Genomic DNA, 18,179 nt, shown 5'->3' with positions numbered 1-18,179 from the left:
CGTCCCGCATCTCGTCGGACAAGGCGGCTTCGAATTTCGAGGCCGCTTTTTTACGTGCGAAAGATAGGATGCGCGGGGAAGTTCTTCGTTGTTTACCAGCTTTTTAATAACTTATATCTATCATATAGATAGCAAATCCATATTAAACTCTATACCTAATAGTGATACACTATATAGAGTTGAGGACGATCAGTAGGTTATCTTATTTCTTCTGCGCAAATCTTACGATATAAGGACGGTAATCATGAGCAGCAACAGTCATACGCAATCGGACGTCATCTTAATCGGAGCCGGGGTCATGAGCGCGACGCTCGGTGCGATGCTGAAGGAGCTTGCTCCGGATTGGAAAATCACCGTGCTCGAGCGGCGCGCCGGCGCCGGCGAGGAAAGCTCCAACGAATGGAACAACGCAGGAACCGGGCATTCCTCGTTGTGCGAGCTGAACTATACGACCGAGAAACCGGACGGCTCCATCGATATTAGCAAGGCGGTTAAAGTCAACGAGGAGTTCCAGGTATCGAAGCAGTTCTGGTCGTATCTCGTCGACAGCAACCTGATTCGCAGCCCGCGCGACTTCATCGTGCCGGTGCCGCACATGAGCTTCGTGCAAGGAGACAAGGACGTCTCGTTCTTGAAGAGACGCCATGAAGCGCTGGCGAACCACGTGCTGTTCCAGGGGATGGAATATTCCGACGATCCGGCGAAGCTGGCGGAATGGATTCCGCTCATGATGAAGGACCGCAAGGCGGATCAACCGATCGCGGCCACCCGGATCGAATCCGGCACGGACGTCAACTTCGGGGCGTTGACGCGCAGCCTGTTCGCCAACTTGAAGCGCCAGAACGTCGACATCCAATATAACCGTCAAGTGAACGATATTAAACGCACGCGCGACGGCTCTTGGCAGCTCAAGGTCCGTAACGCGGACGGCGGCGCCGTCGAACGGCATACCGCGAAGTTCGTGTTCATCGGCGGCGGAGGCGGAAGCCTGCATCTGCTGCAGAAATCCGGCATCAAGGAAGGCAAAGGCATCGGCGGCTTCCCGGTCAGCGGATTGTTCATGGTGTGCAAGAACCCGGACGTCGTCGCGCAGCATCGCGCGAAAGTATACGGCAAAGCCGCGGTCGGCGCTCCTCCGATGTCCGTTCCGCATCTGGATACGCGGGTCATCGACAAGCAAGAGTCGTTGTTGTTCGGACCGTTCGCGGGCTTCACGCCGAAGTTCCTGAAGTACGGCTCGATGTTCGATCTGATTACGTCGATCAAGCCTCACAATCTGTTCACGATGATCGCCGCGGGCGTCAAGAACGTTCCGTTGACGACGTACTTGATCAAGGAAGTCATGCAGTCTAAGGAGAAGCGCATGGAATCGTTGCGCGAATTCATTCCGCAAGCCAAGAGCGAGGATTGGGATCTGCTCGTCGCCGGTCAACGCGTACAGATCATTAAAGACACGGCTGCAGGCGGCAAAGGAACGCTGCAATTCGGCACGGAAGTCATCAGCGCGGCGGACGGTTCGATCGCGGCGTTGCTGGGCGCATCCCCGGGCGCGTCCACAGCCGTGTCCGTCATGCTCGAAGTGATCCGCAAGTGTTTCCCGCAGCATCTGAAGGCGTGGGAGCCGAAGCTTAAGGAGATGATTCCGTCGTACGGCGTATCTCTCCAGAGTAACCCGGAACTGTTCGAGGAGATCCAGGCTTCGACGTCGCAAGCGCTAGGCTTAGGCGAGAGCGAGCCGGCGAAGGCCGCGCGCAGAACGGTATCTTAATAACGAAGAGTACTGACCCTGTAGGGGATCAGTACTCTTTTTTTTTTTTCGATCATAGCATTCGTTCCCTGTACTCCTGCGGAGTCAATCCGAAAAACTTCTTGAACATCTTAATGAAATGCTGCGTCTGATTGTAGCCGAGGCCGGCAGAGATATCGTATACTTTGATGCCCTTGTTCTTCAGAAGGACGACGGCCTTTTCCATGCGAATCCGAAGCACGTAATCGCTGTAGCTTTCCCCGGACTCCGACTTGTAGATGCGGGACAAATAGGAAGGATGCAAGAACACTTTCTGGGCGACCGTCTGAATCGAGACGTCGTCGCTCAGATTATTCTCCACGTATTCGTTAACTTGCTTCACGATGGACGCGTGGGAATGCTGGCGCTCCCGGTCGACGATGCCGGACAGCATCTCGAGAATTCGGAACGTCCACTCCCGCAATTGCTTGACGGTCTTGAAGGAGAGTCCCCCGACGACCTTCTCGTATTCCGGTCCGATCAATTCGACAAGCCGCTTGCGGTTTTTATGCGCGATATAAGTCAGCATGCCGCAGATTTCCAAATAGGCTTCAAGGATATGTTCCTCGGACTCGGACCAGTCGCGCACCAATTCATCGAATATTCGTTCCAGCTTAGCATGCAACTCTTTCCATTGACCCGCTTCGATTAACTGCTTCAACGTCGGAGGCTCGTAGAGACTGGAGAAAAACGAGATCTTCTGGCTGCTTTCCGCGCCTTTGAGCGTCATGAAGAACGCCCGGTCGTTGCCGATCCGTTGGCGAAACGCGTACAGACAGTTCTGGTAGTAGTATGGAGCCTCCCGAGGGAAATCGAACCAATCGCTGACGAGCGCCGAGATGCTGCCCTTGAGATACGCTTGAACGTAGTGCTGCAGCGAGACGGCGCATTGTTCCAGCCGCTGTTGCCGCTTCGCTTCGTCCGCCGCCGGAGCGTAGAGTTCTTCCTTGCAGGCGATCAGCAGCACGAGGTAGCCGTAATCGTCCCGGCAATGCCAGAGGACGAAATCGTCATGGAAAATTTCCGCGGCGATATTCCCGATCGCGTATTCGTAAAGCGTCACGCTCTGCTCGTCGCTTGCGGCGAACGAGTCTTCCAATCGGATAAGCGCCATCGCCGCCGGGGAACGCACGGGGAACGGAATGTTGTACAAATCGAGCTTGTCGCGCAAGGCCGCGTCGGGAATCGGCCGGCGCTGCAGCAAGTCCATCAGCAGGTTTTGCTTCAAGACGGGCAGGTGCTGATTCAGGGCGGACATCGCCCGTTGGGTCGAGATGATTTCCTTCCATTCGATCTCTTTCTTCTCTAATACGCCTCGAATCGAGACGATAAGGTCTTCGTCGGGAACCGGTTTGAGCAAATAATCTTCCACGTCTTGCTTCAGCGCTTCCTTGGCGTATTCGAAGTCGGCGTAACCGGATAACAGAATGATTTTGGTCGTCTTCCAGCGATCGCGGATTTCCTTGATCAATTCCAGGCCGGACATGACGGGCATGCGAATATCGGTAATGACCAGGTCGACGGGCGCCGAACCGAGAATTTCCATGGCATCGAAGGCGGAATAGGCTTTGTGGACGTGTTCGACGCGCAAGTCGCTCCAGGGCAGCGTCTTCGCCATGCTGTCCACCAAATGAGGGTGGTCGTCGACGATCAGGACTTGAAACATCAAGGATTCCCTCCGGTTTCGTCGATTCGCGGCCAATGCAGCGTCACGCGCAATCCGCCTTCGAGGCGGGGTTCGAGCGTTACGCCCGCATCCGTACCGAATCGGTACTTCAATCTCTGATGCACGTTCCATAAGCCGCAGCCCATCTCTTCCTCCAACTGCTGCTCCAGCTTCTGACGCAGCAGGTCCAGCTCCTCCGGAGACAGCCCCGCGCCGTTGTCTTCCACGACGAGGCGGTTGTCTGCTTCCGTCCGTTCTCCCCATACCAAGAGCATGCCCCAATCCATTCGGGGCTCGATGCCGTGGACGATCGCGTTCTCGACGATCGGCTGCAACAGCAGCCGGGGGATCCGAAGCTCCATCATTTCCTCGGGAATCCGGAATTCGAATTCGAAGCGTTGCATTTGCAAGGTCTGGATCGTTAAGTAGTGGCGGACGAGATCCGTTTCTTCCCGAATCGTCGTTTCCTGGTTTTCCACGCGGGTCGTATACCGGTAATATTGGCTCAGGTTGAGCGTCATCCGGATCACCGCCTCTTTCTCGTCCAACTCCGTCATGCTCTTGATGAAGGCGAGAGAGTTGTAGAGGAAATGCGGATTGATCTGGGACTGCAGCTGCTTCAGCGTCGCTTCCCTGGAGCGGATTCTCTCGTTGTATACGTTCTCGATCAGTTGCTCGATTTGGGAGGCCATCTGATTGAACCGATGGAACAGATAGCTGAATTCGTTCTGTCTGCGGTTCGATAGCCGAACGGAGAATTGCCCGCGTTCAAGCTTCCTGACGCCTTGGAGCAGCTGCGATACCGGCACCTGGACGTTCCGGTATAGCATCAAAGCGAATACGACGCTCATCGCGAGCAGCATCGCGATCGATGCGTAGAAGAGCAAGGAGCTGTTCTTGATCGGACTAAGCCGGTACTCGAGAGGCACGTAGTCGACGAGAACCCAATTCAGCATCTCCGACTTGACGTAGTTGACCATGTATTGGCGGCCTTGAAGCTGAACGTATTCCGTGCCGCTCTTGTCCGGGTCCCGTTGGTCCAGATAGCTCGCCACTTCCAAGGAGAGTACGGAATCCGCGGTACGGTTCAAGATCGAATGATCGCCTTCGCGATAGAAGAAAGGATCGTTCTTGCCTTTCATCTTGATCTGGTCGAGCATGTTCCGAATGTTGTCCACCGTGAAGCTTACTTCGACGATAAGCCGCGATCCCGGATACACGGTATGCTTGACGAACTGCTCGACGAGCGCGCCGTTCTCAGACGTCTCCCGGTACTTCCATTCCTTCGTGATCTTCTCCGGCGCGAACATCTCCGCGTAATCGGCTTCGTTCAGCGTCGTGACGCCCGTGCCGGCGGAAGGGGAATAGACGGTGAACTGATTCGTCCAGTTGCTAGACGCGCCGGATAGTCTGAGCTTCTCGATAATGTCCTGCTTAATGACGACTTTCTCGTAGTTGGTTTCTTTCTCGTTAATATGAATCAGATCGTCAACGACTTGGAAGCTGCCGATCGTGTTGGCGGCGAGCGTCAGTTGTTCGACCGTCATCTCCGCTTGTTTGAGCAGGAAGCTCAAGTGCTGGAGGTTGGATTCCTTCACCTCGTTGCGGACGACGTCCACGCTGACGCGGTTGGAGTACGTATACAGGATCAGAATCGGGATCATAAGCAGGACGAGCATCAGAATCAGCCTGCGGAAAATCGACATTTTCACCGGCATTCCCGGGCCTCCTCATAATTCGCGACGGCGATTTACGGCGATGAATCTATTATACTATGATTTTTTCGCCGCAAGTTCGCCTTGGGAGCAACAGGTCGCCAAAACAGCATGAAAGTACTGAAACCGTCATGTCGCTGTTCAAATAAACCGTTTACGATACAATTAAGAAGAGTTGCTCCGATAAGCTCTTCGCGATCGGAACCTCAATATGCTCCATTCGCCGGGAGGTTCGTTGCATGGTTCAGCGTCTAAGCAAGCGCATTCGTATGCAAAGCCTCGTTCTCGTTGCCGCCGCGACCGCGCTGTCGGGTTGCCAAGACGGATCGGGACCGGGCGACGGAAACGCCGAAGCGGCGAAGAAGCCGTTGGAGGTCACTTGGATGAACGTCGCTTACGGCGCGCCTCCGCAAGGGGGGGACGCGGTCGGCAAGCGGATCGAGCAGGAGACGAACACGAGGATCAGCTGGCAATGGGTGCCTTTGAACGGCTATAAGGAACGGCTTAACGTAGCGTTGAATACCGGGGACCTGGCGGATATTACGCAAGTGCCCACGAGCAACCCGATCTACGAGACGGCCACGAACGACGCGATCAAAGCCGGCGTCTTTCATGACCTGACGCCTTACTTGACCGGCGAGAACCTGAAGAAGTATCCGCATTTGGCCGCTTATCCGGACTCGATATGGGACAATATGCTTTACAACGGTAAAATATGGGGAATCCCGCGCCATCCGAATCCGCCGATCTTCACGACGATACATATTCGCAAGGACTTGCTGGACAAAGCCGGGTTGCCGGCGCCGACGACTTGGGAAGAGCTGACGGATACGCTTCTGAAGCTGAGCGACCCTCCGAATATGTACGGAATGGCGATGAAGTCCACGTCGAGCGCCGACATCATCGCGAACGCAATTACCGGCATACAGAATTGGGAGGTGGATCAAGACGGCAACTTCGCCTACCGCGACTTTATGCCCGACTTCAAAGTCTATCTGAAATGGCTCAAAATGTTGTACGACGCCGGCGCGCTGCATCCCGAATTCCCGATCGTCGAAGGAAGCGAGACGGACCTGTTCAAGCAAGGCCATTACGCGGCGATCGCATCCAACACGCATATGTTCACGATACCGGATTGGCTCGAGGAGCTTGAAGGCAATGCGCCGGGCGCGGACGTGCTTACGCTGAAAGTGCTGAAGGGACCGAAAGGCTACGCGACGTCGGTGGCGACGGGCTCGTGGACGAATCTCATGATCAGCTCGAAGGTGCCGGAAGCCGATATAGACCATCTGCTGCGATTGATCGACTTCACGTCGTCCCAAACGTATCAGCAGTTAGCGTTGTACGGCGTCGAAGGGATACATTACGAGAAAAAAGACGGGGTCGTCGTTAAAAACGCGACGTATAAAACCGAAGGCATCGAGGCGTATACGTGGAACGACGGTACGTATACCGGGGCGGACAATTATCTGCTATGGAACGCCGATCCCGCCAGACTGAAACGGTATAAGGAAGTATTCGAAGACTCGCAACGGAAATCGACGTACTCGAATCCCGCGTTCAACTTGTCTTCGCCCGCCTTGGGCGAGACGTGGGGGGATTTGACCAGAGACTTGGAGAAGAACAAAGTCAAGTTCGTCATGGGGGTTCTCTCGGAAGCGGAATGGGACGCTTACGTCGCCAAGATCTCGACATCCGCGGAGTTCAAGACGATTACGGCGGAGCTGAAGACGGCGTACAACAAGTATAAGTAAAGCTTGTCTATCGCGAATAACCGCTTAAAGGTTTGCGCCCCGCGCAAGCTCCTTTAAGCGCGCCCGAAAACGGGTACCGAAAGCAATAAACATATCCGGTCACGGATTATCGGGAGGGCGGCAGGGCATGGCCGAAGTCAAGTTCCATCACGTATACAAGCAATACCGGTCGGAGAAAAAACCGTCGGTCAACGACTTTCATCTGGAAATCGCGGACGGGGAGTTCGTCGTCCTCGTCGGTCCGTCGGGCTGCGGGAAAACGACGACGCTGCGGATGCTGTCCGGGCTCGAGGACATCTCGGACGGCGAAATCTATATCGGGGACCGGTTCATCAACTACGTCTCGCCCAAAGACCGGGATATCGCGATGGTGTTCCAGAATTACGCGCTATACCCGAATTTGACGGTGTACGAGAACATGGCGCTCGGCTTGAAGCTGAGAAAGACGGCGAAGCACGACGTCGAGCTGAGGGTGAAGAAGGCCGCCAAAATTCTCGAGATCGCGAGTCTTCTCCATAAAAAGCCGAATCAGCTGTCCGGCGGGCAAAAGCAAAGGGTCGCGTTAGGCCGGGCTATCGTCCGCGAGCCGGAAGTATTCCTCATGGACGAACCGCTGTCCAACCTCGACGCCAAGCTGCGAACGCAGACGAGATCCGAACTGATCCGGCTGCATCAGGAACTGCGAACGACGACCGTATACGTCACGCACGATCAGACCGAGGCGATGACGATGGGCTCGCGGATCGTCGTCATGAAGGACGGCGTCATTCAGCAGGCCGATACGCCCGAATCGATATTCGCCCATCCGGCCAATCTGTTCGTCGCGGGCTTCATCGGCTCGCCGGCCATGAACCTGATCGAGGGGGCGATCGACGAGGAAGCGGGCGCGTACTACTTCCGCAACAAACGGCTGCGCCTTCGCATTCCCAATGCCTACCATGCGTTCCTGCCTTCCGCTAGGCGGCGCGGCGTCGTGATGGGAATACGGCCCGAGCATGTCGTCGTCGAATTCGTCCCTTCCGATCCGGAAGAAGGAAAGTTCGGCGCGAGAATCGACATCGTCGAACGGATGGGCTCCGATTCTTATTTGTACTTGAGCCTCGGAGATATTCGCGTCATCGCCAGAGTCGTCGAGTCCGGTACCCGTTATCATGCCACCGACAAAATCGACATCGGGTTCCAAATGGAGAAGGCGCACTTCTTCGATGCGGAAACCGGACGAAATCTAGGCATTTTCTAACCGCGGAGGTACGCCATGAAAGTACGGAAATGGATGGTCTATTCGGCGTTACTCGCCGCCGTAGCGCTCGCATACGTCGTCCGCGATATCGGCGGGAGAGAATCGTTCCCGGTCGTCGGCGCGGCGGGGCTCGACGTCGGAACGAAGGACGAGGATGGGCTCTCGTACTACGCGGACGTTGAGAAGGCGTATGCGGAGCAAGGGATTTCCCTATACGAAGGCGCTCCGGTCGAACTGGAACCGACGGCTTATTCCGATGCTTCCGAAGATGCGGATATTCGCGTCTCCGCCGATGCGGAGGCGGGAGGCGATGTGCTCGAATGGAGCAACGGGGCGGGTTGGGTGGAGTGGACGGCTGACGTTCCGGCCGACGGGCTGTACGAACTCGAAATCTCGTACCGGCCGACGGAAGAGAACAGCAGCAGCTCCGTATTCTATTCGCTCTCGATTGACGGGGCCGTTCCTTATTCGGAAGCGAAGAATCTGGAGTTTCTGAAGCGCTGGCGAGATAAGGACGTTCCTTACCGCAAAGACTCGCTCGGCAACGAAACACGTTCGATGCAGGTGGAGAACGCCGGCTGGAAGACGGACCGCCTATCGAACTACGGAATCTCGTCCGTCCCGCTGCGATTCTATCTGTCGCAAGGCAAGCACGCATTGCGCTTCGCCGCCCGCAACGAGTCCATGACCTGGGGGACGATCCGGTTGGCCGCTCCCGTCGACGTTCCTGCCTACGAACGATATTCGAATCTGAACGGCGAGTTCGTGGACGACGCGGATGCTTCCTGGTATGCGTTAGTCGAAGGGGAACGGTACGACCAGAAGTCGCATCCGTCCGTGCAGACGGGCAGCCAGAACGAGCCGCACGTGTCGCCGGACGGGAAAGGCCGCATGCTGTACAACATCTTGGACGGACAGCGATGGAAGAACGCCGGCGAATGGGCGGAATGGTCCATCGAGGTACCCGCCGACGGACTATACGAGATCGACGTGAAGTATTACCAAAGCTTCGTCGGCAAAGCGAAAGTATTCCGCAGCGTGCTCATCGACGGCGAAACCCCGTTCCGGGAATTGCTCGACTACCCGTTCGTCTATAACGGCAAGCTGGAAATCCATACGCTCGGCACCGCGTTCGGCGAACCGTTCCTCTTCCGGCTGAGCAAGGGGAAGCATACGATTCGGCTCGTGGCGGATACGTCGCCTCTCTATCCGGTGTTCCTTTCCTTGCAGGGCGCGACGCAGAAGCTATACGACATCGAGCAGAAGCTTCGCAAGCTGACGGGCGATTACGGGACGAACACGGGAGATCTTAACCGTACGTGGGATATGAAAGCTTACGATCCGGACCTGGAAGCGAATTTGACCGAGATCAAAGCGCAGATGCAGCTGTCGATGGAATATTTGGACGGCTTGAACCAGAGCAAGACCGACGGGACGCAAGCGCTCAAGGTCGGCATCGTCATCCTCGGAGAGCTGCTGAAGGACGTCGATCAAGTGCCCAACAAGCTGGGCAAGTTCTCGGATTTACGAATGCGGATCGGGTCGTGGATGGATAAGCTGCTTAAGAACGGAGGCTTGTCCGTCGATTTCATCGTCGTCCGCGAGCCGAACGCCAAGACGCCGTTCAAGGAAGCGACGACGGCCAACAAAATTTCGTACACGCTGCTGAATTTCGCGAGGACGTTCACGTTGAATTATAACGAGCGGGATTTGAACGACAAGGATGCCGTCGTGGTATGGGTGGGCCGAGGAAGGGACTACGCGTCCTTGCTGCAGGAGATGATCGACCAGGAGTTTACGCCGCGAACGGGCATCAAGGTCAACGTTAACTTTATGCCGGACGCCAGCGCGCTGACGCTCAGCAATGCCGGCGGCGACCAGCCGGACGTGGCGCTAGGGCTGCCGCAGGACGTGCCGGTCGATTACGCGATGCGCGAAGCGTCCACTGATTTGTCGCAATTTTCTGACTTCAAAGTGACGGCGGAAAGGTTCCATCCCGGCGTCATGCGGTCCTTCGCGTACGATGGCGGCGTCTACGCGCTGCCGGAAACGCAATCCTATCCGTTGCTGTTCTATCGCAAAAGCATTCTGAAATCGCTCGGGTTGACGGTGCCGGACACGTGGGACGATCTCCGGAAGCTGTTGCCGACGCTGCAGGAGAACGGAATGTACTTCTATTACAGCTCGAAGCAGGAGAGCGGAACGTCCTACAATCCGAAAAATTTCGCCCCCTTCTTCTATCAGAACGGCGCGGAGTTCTATACGTCGGACGGGTTGAAGCCCGCGTTCAATAGCGAGCAAGGATACGCCGCGTTCTCGCAATGGACGGAGCTGTTCGGCAAGTACGATCTGCCGATGGAAGTGGAAGCCTTCTTCCAGAACTTCAAGCTCGGGACGATGCCTCTAGGCATCTCGGATTTCAATACGTACATCCAGCTTCTCAACGCGGCGCCGGAAATTCGCGGCGATTGGGGAATCGCTCCGATGCCGGGAACGATGCAGGCGGACGGGACCGTAGCCAGATGGGCGATGAGCACGATGACCGCGGGGATGATTCTCGATAAGAGCGACAAGCAAGAGCAGGCGTGGCGGTTCCTCGAATGGTGGACGTCCGCGGACGTTCAGCTGCAATACGGCAACGCGATGGAATCGTTCTACGGACCGGAGTACCGCTGGAACACGGCGAACATGAAAGCGATGGCGAGCATGCCATGGCCGGCGGCGGACATCGCGGCGATCAAGGAGCAGAACCGCTGGGACCGCAACGTGCCGTTGTTGCCGGGAGGGTACTTCCTCGCCCGCGAGATGGAATTCGCTTGGAACCGGAGCGTCGTGCAGAACGTTCCGCCGAAGGACTCGCTCGACCGCGCGTACGTCGCGGTCGAGCGGGAGATGGCAAGGAAGAGAGAGGAACTGGGCATCGCGGACGATCGCAAGCCGGCGTTCGCGACGGTCGAGCATCCGTTCGATTGGGAGGAGGCGCTGAGATGAAACCGGCATCGACGATATTGAAACAAACGCCGGCGAGAGTCCGGGGCATGAAGCTCCCCCTCGCCAATCCGTTCAAGGCAATCTGGAGAGAGCGCGTCGCCTATCTGTTCATGACGCCGTTCCTCCTATGCTTCTGCGCGTTCATTCTCATCCCCGTCGTCGTCGCGATAATGATGAGCTTTACTTCCTACGACGCGTTCCGCGCGCCCCGCTTCGTAGGGTTCAGTAATTATATCTCGCTGATTACGCAGGACACGGTGTTCATCAAGTACGCGCTTCCCAATACGATCAAGTTCGCGTTCTTCGTCGGACCGATCGGCTATATGCTCACCTTCGTTCTCGCTTGGCTCGTCTATCAGTTGCCCAAGAGCATCAGGGACATCGTGACGCTGGCGATATACGCGCCTTCGATCGCGGGAGGCGTCGCACTCGTCGTCGTCTGGCAGGCGGCGTTCAGCGGAGATTACGCGGGGTATTTGAACAACTTTCTTATGCACAACGATTGGATCCAGACGCCGATCCTATGGCTGAAGAACCCCGAATATCTACTGAACGTCATGATCCTCGTGACGATCTGGATGGGATTCGGCGTCGGGTTTCTGGCAATGCTCGCCGGGTTCGACACCGTGAACAAAGAGCTGTACGAAGCGGGCCGCATCGATGGAATCGCCAATCGCGTACAGGAGGCTTTCTACATCACGATTCCGTCCATGAAGCCGCAAATGCTGTTTAGCGCGGTGATGGCCATCGTCGGCACGCTCAAGGCGGGAGCCATCTCCGTCCAGCTAACGGGCTTGCCCATCACGTACCAATACGCGGGGCATCTCATGCTCAATCATATCGACGACTACGCGTACATCCGGTTCGAGCTAGGATACGCCTCGATGTTATCGGTCGTGCTGCTCTTGTTCTCCTTCGTCGCGATGAGATTATGCTACCGGCTGTTCGGTCCGAAGGAAGGTGATTGAGATGGCAAGCATCGTCCGGCAAATCCGGAGGCTTACGCTGTTCGAAGCGCTGCTGCTCTGCGGATTGCTGCTGCTCGCGGCCTTCATGTCGCTGCCGATCGTATTCATCGTCAACCATGCGTTCAAGCCGTTCCACGAGCTGTTCCTGTTCCCGCCGACGTTCCTCGTGAAGGAGCCGACGCTGCAAAACTTCCACGAGCTGTTCACGCGCCCGGTCGCCAAGATCGTGCCGTTCTCGCGGTACTTGTACAACAGCGTGATCGTAACCTCGCTATCGATGTTCGCGGTCATCTTGTCCAGTTGCATGGCCGCCTACGTGCTGTCGAAGCTGAAGTTCGGCTTGAAGAAGGTCGTCATGGCGACGATCATGCTGGCGCTCATGTTCGCGCCCGAGACGGTCTCGATTCCGCGGTATTTGATCATCGGCTGGCTGCAGCTGAACAATACGTATTTCGGCCATATATTGCCGTTCGTCGCCTCCCCCGTCGCGGTGTTCCTGATCAAGCAGTTCATCGATCAAATTCCGAACGAGCTGCTGGAGGCGGCCAAAATCGACGGAGCGTCCGAGTTGCGCGTGTTCGTGCGCATTATCGTTCCGCTGACGATGCCCGCGATCGCGACGATCGCCATCATCACATTCCAGGGCGTATGGGGCGATACGTCGGCCTCGACGCTGTTCATGCAGGACGAGACGATGAAGACGCTGCCGTACTTCATCATGACGCTGACGAGCGCGATGAACGCGGGCAACTCCGTCGCGGGCCAAGGCATGGCGGCTGCCGCGGGCTTGCTCATGTTCCTGCCGAACCTGATCATCTTCTTGTTCGCGCAGCGGCGGATCATGGAGACGATGGTGCATTCGGGCGTGAAATAGCTCGCGTTCGGAGCCGCGGAGAGAGAGAGGTGTAACTACGATGAAGCGCAAGCTGTTATCCCTATTCAGAATACCGGCGCTGCTGGCCGCGCTCGTCTTGTTCCCGGGCACAGTCTCGGCGTGGCAGCCTTACGATACGTTCTACGTGTCCCACGGCACGGGCGGCGCGGGGACAAGAGTGTACTGGATGCAAGACGTGTACGCCGTAGCCATGACCGTCGTAGGCCGCGAAGACCGGACGTTGAAGCAACCGGCGGACTTGTTCGTTGCCGGGAACGATCACCTGTTCGTCGCCGACAAAGGCAATAACCGGATCGTCGAGTTCGATCGGAACGGCGAGTGGATCCGTCAGATCGGCGATACCGACGGACCGGGGGCGCTCAAGGCGCCGGAAGGCGTATTCGTCGGGAGCGGAGGCGAAGTGTACGTCGCCGATACGGGCAACCAGCGCGTGGCGGTGTTCGGCGCGTCGGGCCAATTCGCGAAGGAATACAAGAAACCGGCAGAGGGCTTGCTGCCCGCTTCTTACTACTTCATGCCGACGAAGGTCGTCGTGGATGCCCGGGACGTGATGTACATCGTCTCGAAGGGTTCTTACCAAGGCATCGTACGGATGGATCGAAGCGGAGAGTTCACCGGGTTTTTCGGAGGCAACAAAACCGCCGGAACCTGGTTGGACAGCATCAAGCGCAGATTTTTCACGAAGGAGCAGATGGCCAAGGAAGAGCTGAAGCGGCCGCCGGAAATCAACAACGAGACGATCGACGGCGACGGGTATATATTCGCCATGACGACGGGCGTGTCCAACGATCAGATCAAGAAGCTGACGGCCGGAGGCGTGAACCGGTTCAAAGGTCTCCATACGGCGAAGTTCGCGGATTCCGACCAGATCGCGGACATCGCGACGGACGCGGACGACTTCTTCTACGTGCTCGACCGGAAGGAGAGCAAGTGGGATTCGATGATTTCCATCTACAGCCCCGGCGGCACGCAGCTGTTCACGTTCGGAAGGACGGTTAAGGAGCCGCAGCAACGCGGCGTGCTCTCGTACCCGGCCAGCTTGGGCATCGACTCCGGGCACAGGCTGTGGGTGCTCGATTCGGACCAGGGGCTGCTCCAGGCATACGACCGCACGGCGTTCGGAGACGCGGTAATGACGGCGGCGGCGGACTACTATATCGGAGACTACGAGAAAAGCGAAGAAAACTGGAACAAGGTGCTGTCCCTTAACGAAGTGATCGGTTTGACTTACGTCGGACTCGGGGAAGCGGCACGGAAAGAGGGGCGAATCGAGGACGCGATGGCGTATTTCCGAATGTCGTACGACAACGTAGGGTATTCGGAAGCGTTCTGGACGTACCGGCTCGGCTGGATTCAGACGTATTTCGGCTACGCCGCGGGCATCGTCCTGCTGGTAGGGATCGGGTACCGTTACGGGCGCAAGAGACTCGCCAAGACGATATCGGACAGAGCTCCCGATGCGGTCAAGCGCATCGGCCGGGAGCTGAAGGATGCCTGGCGGACGATGTTCCATCCGTTCGACGGTTTCTACCGGATCAAAGGCCGGAAGCTGTCGCCGTTCACGATGCTGATCCTGTTAGGGCTCGTGGCGCTCATGAAATGGGCCTCGCTCTATTGGACCGGCTTCATCTTCCATCCGTATAACCTGGATCGGATCAAGCCGTTGCAGGAGCTTGCGACCTTCCTCGCTCCGTTCTTCGCCTGGGTCGTCGCCAACTACTTGGTCAGCACGGTCAAAGACGGGGAAGGACGCTTCAGGGACGTTGCGCAGTCAAGCCTGTTCGCTCTGCTGCCCTACGTCTTCCTGACGCCGTTCGCGATCGTATTGTCCCGCATGCTCGTGCTGGAGGAAGGCATTCTCGTATCCTCGCTGCAGTCGGTCATGTGGCTATGGATAGGCGCGTTGTTCGTCGTAAGCTCGCAAGTCATCCATAACTTCGAGTTCATCGAGAACGTGAAGAACAGCGCCATTACCGTCTTGACGATCGGGATTCTATTCTTGTTCGCGACGGTTACGACGGGGCTGACCTACAATCTATCGGACTTCATCTATCAAGTGTATAAGGAGGCGACGGTCTTTGGTTAACGGGGGGATGCGAAGACGTAAGCTGTGGCTCATCGCGGGCGCCGCCGCGGCGGCAGTCTGCATCGCGCTCGCGGCAAGGCTGCTTCTCGCGCCGTCCGTCTCGGGCAAGCTGGACATCGCGGCGTACGCGCCCGCCGAGATCGCGACTCCGACCGGGGAGAGCTGGCAGCCGGGTGAAGCCGACGCGCAAGGCTTCGCCGTCGCAGCCCGAACGGAAAGCCTCGAGCTGCGGCTCGACCCGGCGACGGGGCAAGCGAAGGTGACGGAATTGCGTTCCGGCAACGTATGGTTGGGAAACCCCTCGCCGGAGGAATTGGAACAGGAGACCGTCGGCGGAATTCTGAAGACGAACCTGCGGTCGCCGTTCGTGCTCGAATATTACGAGACGTCCAAAGTCCAGCGGTTGGTCGTGAACGCCATGGAGCCGAGCGTGCGGGTCTCGTTCGCCCGGATGGAACAAGGCGTCGCCGCCAACTACGAAATCGGCAAGCTGGGCATCCGGTTCAGCATGCTCTACGAGTTGACCGAAGACGGCGGCTTCCGGGTATCGATTCCGGCGGGGAGCATCGCCGAGAACGGCAAATTCCGCATCCTGTCGATCGATCCGCTTCCGTTCTTCGGAGCGGCGAAAGACGACGGCGACCCGGGCTATCTGTTCGTTCCGGACGGACCGGGAGCGTTGATCCGGTTTCCGAGCGAGCGGGAACAAGTCGGCAAGGGCTATTTCCAGTACGTCTACGGACCGGAGATCACGAACAAGACGTTCGGGCCGGTCACGGTATCGATGCCGGTGTTCGGGATGAAGCGCGGGAATGGCGCGTACGTAGCGGTCATTGCCGCCGGGGAGAAAGCATCGGCGGTCCGGGCGATGCCTTCGGGCATCGTCAGCAAGATGAACGCCGTCAACGCCCGGTTCTTCTACCGCGAAGAGTACGACCGGCGGCTGGACTTGGGCGGACGGACGATCCGCGTGTTCGAGGACGACATGTTGAAGGAAGACCGGGTCGTTCAATACATGTTCTTGGACGGCGAGGACGCGGATTACGCGGGCATGGCCCGACGATACCGGGATTACTTGCTCGACCGAGGAGAACTGGGACCCGCGATCAAGCCGCAAGCGAACGTCCCGTTGCACCTGACGCTCGTCGGCGGGGATACGATTTATTACGGCAGCCGGCGCTACGAGGCATCGACGACGTTCCGGCAAGCGGAGGACATCCTGACGCAGCTGAAACAAGCCGGCGTGAACGACGTCCGCGTCGCCTTCGACAATTGGCAGAGCGGGGGAAGCTTGACGCGCGGCTTAGGCTTCGACGTCGAGAAGAAGCTCGGAGGGGCGTCCGGGTTGAAGTCGTTCGTAAGCGCCGCGCACGAGCTCGGGTACACGGTTAACCTGTTCGCCGATTTGGTGCAGGCGGATTCCGAAGGGCTGAAGCTGTCGCCCAAAGCGTACGGGATCCGATCGGCCGAAGGCGAGGTGCTGTTCGACGACGAGTACTATTTCCTGAATCCGAACTTCACGTACAACTTGGCCGAGGACTTGATCCGCGGAGCGAAGAAAGTAGGCGCGGACGGCATCACCTACGACCGGATGGGCAGCCTGCTGTTCCGCGACCGCAACTCGAAATATACCTATACGAGAAACGATACGGCGTATTTGTACGGGGAAATCCTGGACCGGACGAAGGAACGATTGGGCTCGGCGGGCATCGACCTCGGCAACGCGTACGCGCTGCGATCCGCAACCGACATTTTACGGCTGCCGTCCGAGACGCACGGGTTCTACGAAGTCGACGAGGCGGTGCCGTTCTACCCGATCGCGATTCACGGCAACGTGACTTATTCGATGACTTCGGGCAACGTGCGCAGCCATTACGAGGACGAATTCCTGAAGTCGATCGAATACGGCGCGGTTCCGTCGTTCGAGCTGACATGGGAGAGCACGCGCACGCTCATGGATACGAAAACATGGGGCTTGTTCTCGAGCCGGTTCTCGCAATGGAAAGAGAAAGTCGTCGAAGAGTACGCGCAGTTCAACCGGCTGGCATCCGTCGCCGATCAGCCGATCACCGGCCATTATCGCCGAACGGAAGGCGTCTACGTAACGGAATACGCGAACGGCACCTCCGTAGTCGTCGATTACAACGACAAGTCGTTCCGCGTCGAGGAAGGGGGGCGGCCATGATCAACCAAGCCAAGCATCGGCGGAGATCGAAGTTTGTGTACAAATGGAAAAGCCACGGGAGCGCCTATCTGTTCATGCTGCCCTGGATCGTCGGGTTTTGCGCTTTCATGGCTTTTCCGATCGGCTGGTCGCTCTACTTAAGCTTCCAGAAGGTGAATCTGACGGCCGGAGGCGGATTCGCTTACACGTACGTCGGCTTGCAAAACTTCAAGGACGCGTTGTTCAAGGACAACGAATATCCGATCGAAATCTTCACCTTCTTCCAGCAAATGATTCTGATGATTCCGATCATCATCGTCTTCTCGCTGTTCGTCTCGCTCATGCTGAACCAATCGTTCAAGGGGAGGTTCGTCTACCGGGCGATCTTCTTCCTGCCGGTCATCTTCTCGACGGGCCAAGTGCTGACGGAGCTGTTCCGGCAAGGCGCGGGCGACGTGCCGTTCCTGTCCCAGTACGGCGTCGACGCGTACATCAAGGAGCATTTCAGCGCCTCGATGGCGGGAACGGTGTCGGAGCTGCTCGGCATGATGATTCTGATTCTATGGTCGTCCGGCGTGCAAATTCTGATCTTCATCGCCGGCTTTCAGACGATCTCGAAGTCGATCTACGAGGCGGTCCGAATCGACGGAGCGTCGCCGTGGGCGAGCTTCTGGAAAATCACGCTGCCCGGCATCCGGCCGTTCATCGGGCTCAACCTGCTGTACACGATGGTCGATCTGTTCACGTTCCCGTTCAATCCCGTCATGGAACAGATCAAGAAGAACATGTTTAACGTTTCTACCGGCTATGGATACGCAAGCGCGCTAGCCTGGTTTTATTTTCTGCTCATTATTCTATTGATCGCTATGATCCTATGGTTCATGAATCGGTCCACTCGGGGAAAGGAGGGCTAA

At 57.3% G+C, this 18,179-nt stretch carries 11 protein-coding genes; 9 read left to right on the top strand and 2 right to left on the bottom strand.

Features of this window, described 5'->3' with window-relative positions; all coding sequences use genetic code 11:
- Positions 1–244 precede the first annotated feature (244 nt).
- Positions 245–1,768, top strand: coding sequence for a malate:quinone oxidoreductase (locus ACFQZG_RS04335; RefSeq protein ID WP_378150256.1), 1,524 nt, complete (start codon positions 245–247; stop codon positions 1,766–1,768).
- 52 nt (positions 1,769–1,820) lie between these two features.
- On the opposite strand, the gene ACFQZG_RS04330 is transcribed toward ACFQZG_RS04335, so the two are convergent.
- Both ACFQZG_RS04330 and ACFQZG_RS04325 read right to left on the bottom strand, forming a co-directional pair.
- Entirely contained in the window at positions 1,821–3,452 is a 1,632-nt protein-coding gene (locus tag ACFQZG_RS04330; RefSeq protein WP_378150254.1) for a response regulator transcription factor, read from the bottom strand.
- The gene (locus tag ACFQZG_RS04325; RefSeq protein ID WP_378150253.1) at positions 3,452–5,170 is read right to left on the bottom strand and encodes a sensor histidine kinase; all 1,719 of its coding nucleotides are present in this window, start codon (positions 5,168–5,170) and stop codon (positions 3,452–3,454) included. The genes ACFQZG_RS04330 and ACFQZG_RS04325 overlap by 1 nt, the downstream gene beginning before the upstream one ends.
- 236 nt (positions 5,171–5,406) lie before the next feature.
- On the opposite strand from ACFQZG_RS04325, the gene ACFQZG_RS04320 reads away from it, so the two are divergent.
- The 8 genes from ACFQZG_RS04320 to ACFQZG_RS04285 all read left to right on the top strand — a co-directional run bounded on the left by ACFQZG_RS04320 (position 5,407) and on the right by ACFQZG_RS04285 (position 18,179).
- Positions 5,407–6,921: an extracellular solute-binding protein gene (locus tag ACFQZG_RS04320; protein ID WP_378150251.1), complete on the top strand. Its 1,515-nt coding sequence runs from the start codon at positions 5,407–5,409 to the stop codon at positions 6,919–6,921.
- Positions 6,922–7,048: 127 nt separating this feature from the next.
- On the top strand, positions 7,049–8,161 hold the full coding sequence (locus ACFQZG_RS04315; RefSeq protein WP_378150249.1) for an ABC transporter ATP-binding protein: 1,113 nt from the start codon (positions 7,049–7,051) through the stop codon (positions 8,159–8,161).
- A gap of 15 nt (positions 8,162–8,176) precedes the next feature.
- Positions 8,177–11,152: an extracellular solute-binding protein gene (locus tag ACFQZG_RS04310; protein WP_378150248.1), complete on the top strand. Its 2,976-nt coding sequence runs from the start codon at positions 8,177–8,179 to the stop codon at positions 11,150–11,152.
- Entirely contained in the window at positions 11,149–12,120 is a 972-nt protein-coding gene (locus ACFQZG_RS04305; protein WP_378150247.1) for a carbohydrate ABC transporter permease, read from the top strand. The genes ACFQZG_RS04310 and ACFQZG_RS04305 overlap by 4 nt, the downstream gene beginning before the upstream one ends.
- Before the next feature lies 1 nt (position 12,121).
- On the top strand, positions 12,122–12,994 hold the full coding sequence (locus ACFQZG_RS04300; protein ID WP_378150246.1) for a carbohydrate ABC transporter permease: 873 nt from the start codon (positions 12,122–12,124) through the stop codon (positions 12,992–12,994).
- A gap of 40 nt (positions 12,995–13,034) precedes the next feature.
- Positions 13,035–15,101, top strand: coding sequence for a YIP1 family protein (locus ACFQZG_RS04295; RefSeq protein WP_378150244.1), 2,067 nt, complete (start codon positions 13,035–13,037; stop codon positions 15,099–15,101).
- Positions 15,094–17,286 carry a DUF5696 domain-containing protein gene (locus ACFQZG_RS04290; RefSeq protein ID WP_378150242.1) on the top strand — a complete coding sequence of 731 codons (2,193 nt, stop codon included), beginning with the start codon at positions 15,094–15,096 and terminating at the stop codon, positions 17,284–17,286. Before ACFQZG_RS04295 ends, ACFQZG_RS04290 begins: the two co-directional genes overlap by 8 nt.
- Positions 17,283–18,179, top strand: a complete 897-nt coding sequence (locus ACFQZG_RS04285; protein WP_378150240.1) for a carbohydrate ABC transporter permease — start codon at positions 17,283–17,285, stop codon at positions 18,177–18,179. Before ACFQZG_RS04290 ends, ACFQZG_RS04285 begins: the two co-directional genes overlap by 4 nt.

Source organism: Cohnella sp. GCM10027633 (genome assembly GCF_042675445.1).
Taxonomy (GTDB): Bacteria; Bacillota; Bacilli; order Paenibacillales; family Paenibacillaceae; genus Cohnella.
The sequence above is the reverse complement of the archived record's forward strand: the minus strand, read 5'-3'. Positions and strand labels throughout refer to the sequence as shown.

Excerpts from the sequence above, each read along its gene's own strand:
- ACFQZG_RS04335 (WP_378150256.1), top strand. The coding sequence starts at position 245 with ATGAGCAGCAACAGTCATACGCAATCGGACGTCATCTTAATCGGAGCC.
- ACFQZG_RS04330 (WP_378150254.1), bottom strand. The coding sequence starts at position 3,452 with ATGTTTCAAGTCCTGATCGTCGACGACCACCCTCATTTGGTGGACAGC.
- ACFQZG_RS04325 (WP_378150253.1), bottom strand. The coding sequence starts at position 5,170 with ATGCCGGTGAAAATGTCGATTTTCCGCAGGCTGATTCTGATGCTCGTC.
- ACFQZG_RS04320 (WP_378150251.1), top strand. The coding sequence starts at position 5,407 with ATGGTTCAGCGTCTAAGCAAGCGCATTCGTATGCAAAGCCTCGTTCTC.
- ACFQZG_RS04315 (WP_378150249.1), top strand. The coding sequence starts at position 7,049 with ATGGCCGAAGTCAAGTTCCATCACGTATACAAGCAATACCGGTCGGAG.
- ACFQZG_RS04310 (WP_378150248.1), top strand. The coding sequence starts at position 8,177 with ATGAAAGTACGGAAATGGATGGTCTATTCGGCGTTACTCGCCGCCGTA.
- ACFQZG_RS04305 (WP_378150247.1), top strand. The coding sequence starts at position 11,149 with ATGAAACCGGCATCGACGATATTGAAACAAACGCCGGCGAGAGTCCGG.
- ACFQZG_RS04300 (WP_378150246.1), top strand. The coding sequence starts at position 12,122 with ATGGCAAGCATCGTCCGGCAAATCCGGAGGCTTACGCTGTTCGAAGCG.
- ACFQZG_RS04295 (WP_378150244.1), top strand. The coding sequence starts at position 13,035 with ATGAAGCGCAAGCTGTTATCCCTATTCAGAATACCGGCGCTGCTGGCC.
- ACFQZG_RS04285 (WP_378150240.1), top strand. The coding sequence starts at position 17,283 with ATGATCAACCAAGCCAAGCATCGGCGGAGATCGAAGTTTGTGTACAAA.